Raw genomic sequence first — 2,625 nt, 5'->3', positions numbered from 1 at the left:
GTATTGAGTCACTGTTGCATAATGAGGCGAAAGATGAGGCGAAAGATTTTGCCAGAGGTCGATGTGAACGACACTGTGTTGCCAACTGGCCTCATAGAGCTCCAGCCAATGGGAGTAGCCATTGGGTAATGGCACCCCGGCCAGCGTCGGACTGGTGGATGGGTTCAATGGGAATGGCGTTATTCGCAACATCTGCTGATGACGCCCCAGCTGGTAAATCAACTCCAGGTAAAATCGCTTGCGGATCTGGGGTGAGTCCACCTGAATTTGCTCTGACCCCGAACGGGTACCGGTACACCAGCTGTACAGGTCACTTTCTACACTGGGTAAAATGGCCATGGACAAGACTTGCGCCGTGTGCAGCGTCACAGTGTTTTCTGTCCAGCGACTCAGCACGGAGGCGGTTTTTTTGCTCACCAACCAGTACTTCATGATGTTAAATGCCAGAGAGGGTAGTGCTCGCAATCCGTTCAGTGATAAATAATCACCATAACGACGAAAAGTAAAATCGTTTCCAAAGCGGAAAAAGAGGCCAGGTGATGATGAGCTCTCGATAAGCTCAAATTCACCCGGTGAGTGTATGTTTAAAGGAGTTTCATCTTCACCATTATCCTGATGATCCATAACTGAATAGCTGAAGCCTGCCAAAGACATTACGAACAAAACCTTGAAACGGCCATAGTACCCTCACACCATAAACCTGTTGCACCTCAGCAGCCAATGGTTGAAACATTGATGCCAGCAAGCCAGTTTCCTGATTCCGCACAGCCTCCGGTGCAATGGCCGGATGAATCTCAAATGAATGCTCTAAAGTCAGGTGTCGTAAAAACAGAGTCTGTTAAATCACCGGGAAAGTTTCAGGAAAATGATATATTGTTCGTTTACCCTCAAAAATTTGCTAACCAACCCAGCTTGAATTTGAATGTAAATCCCGGAGAACTGAAAGATTCCCTCAGATTGTATGTACATGAGAGATTGGATTTTCTTTTTCTAAATGGCCTGAGAGGCGATAGGCCTACCCGGGATGAAGAGAAGGCGCTGGTGGATTCAATATTAACAAGGCTGCCGACAGCGTTATATGAGTTCCTGAACAAGGACTGGTCTGGTAGAGACTGGTTTGACCCTGAGGAGTATCAAGCTTTGGTGAAGTTCCACTGTGCATTTATTTTTTTTGACGAAGAGGATTGTTTGCGACATCTGGGATTCGAGTCAGGCGTAAAGCAAAGTGTATTTAAAAAAATATTGATACAGGAGTGCCTGCCAATGCGCAGTGGCTGGAGCGAGGACGAGCTGTTGATTATTGAGGACTGGCTGAACTTTGAACTGGTAGATTATCAGCACTATCCTGATCGAGATGATCTCAAGAGCTGTTTAGGTTATTGCCATTATGGTTTGTTAAAAGCCGATTGTGTGTCAGTCTGTAATGACAGCTGTTACTGCGTGGTTGAAAACCAGGCTGCCTATAATCGCATTAAAAACCTTGAGAGCCAGGTGGAAAAATTGCCATAACGCAGACGCTCTCTCAGGCGCTGTCTCAGGCGGATTAAACTTTGAAATGTCTAATTCCTTGTGGCACTGGCTTGGCCAGCGGCCTTTTTTCAAGCTTCGATCCTTCTTTTTCGGAACTTTCATTTAATTAACGGGTCAACATTTGAGTGGACTCAGCTTCGCCAAGATTAAGGATAATGAAAGACAGGAAAGAAATGATGGATCGATTACCTCAAAGCTCATTTAATCAGGGGCAAAACCCCTCTACTTACAGTTCTACAGCAAATCATGGCAATGTCTTCGACAGAACCGTCACCCCTCTCAGTGGGTCATTGGGAGTCAATCGTGCAGATTTCGCAACAGATCTTTCAACAGGACAAAAACATCAAGAAGAGATCGGGATTTCCTCCAGAGCCGTTGCTTTAGATGTAGATACCCCTGCAGTCGCTGAAGGCAAATCAAAACGGCAATTCACCAATGCTGGAGATATTGGTCTTAGGGTCAAGCCAGAAGCATTATCACCCAGCCCTTTAAAAAGGTATAAAGCCAGCCCGTGTGTGAGCACTGCTATTCTCTCCGACAAACAAGTCGAGTTGATTCAAAAACTCCTTGATAGAAAAGGTCATAAACTCAAAGAAGCTGAACTTATGCACCTTATCCACTATATATCACGAGAACGTCGCAGAATATACGTCCCTGAGGCTTATTTTAAATCATCTTGCTTTATGAAAGAATTTGTAAAGAATGATATTTTGAGACTTTACGAAATACCAAAAGATAAAATAACCAGAGATATACTACTGGCTCAGAACAAGAGTGATTATTCCCGTATTGTCTACGACGGACTGCCTGATGAATTGAAAACAGATCATCATTTTCTTATTGAATATTCAGGCCGCAATGGTATTCCCAAAGGTACACCTCTGGAACTGGCAGCTTTCATTTATGGCCATCTGGACATCACAGCAAAAATAAAATCCCTGGGCACTTTTCCTGATAGTTTTAAAAATCAAAATGATGATTTGTACGATGAACTCATTCGTTCAGGAAGGATAGAGCTGAAAGACCTGCCAGAACACATTAAAAGTGCAAACAATCCAGACGCTGTTCAATGTAGTCTATTACAATGCGAGGGTC

Annotated in this window: 3 protein-coding genes; 2 read left to right on the top strand and 1 reads right to left on the bottom strand. The window is 44.1% G+C overall.

The genetic code is table 11. The features are described 5' to 3' along the window. A partial coding sequence (locus KDK17_RS03445) for a hypothetical protein (protein ID WP_257287345.1) occupies nucleotides 1-624 on the bottom strand: 624 nt, incomplete at its 3' end. A gap of 96 nt (nucleotides 625-720) precedes the next feature. Here KDK17_RS03445 and KDK17_RS03440 point away from each other — a divergent pair. Both KDK17_RS03440 and KDK17_RS03435 read left to right on the top strand, forming a co-directional pair. Then, a complete protein-coding gene (locus KDK17_RS03440; protein WP_257287344.1) occupies nucleotides 721-1,509 on the top strand; it encodes a hypothetical protein in 789 nt (262 codons plus the stop codon). Between the two features lie 194 nt (nucleotides 1,510-1,703). After that, nucleotides 1,704-2,625: hypothetical protein (locus KDK17_RS03435; RefSeq protein ID WP_257287343.1), on the top strand; the 922-nt coding region annotated here is incomplete at its 3' end.

It is taken from the genome of Endozoicomonas sp. SESOKO2 (assembly GCF_024606245.1).
Classification (GTDB): domain Bacteria; phylum Pseudomonadota; class Gammaproteobacteria; order Pseudomonadales; family Endozoicomonadaceae; genus Endozoicomonas_A.
This window is presented reverse-complemented; position numbering and strand designations above follow the sequence as displayed.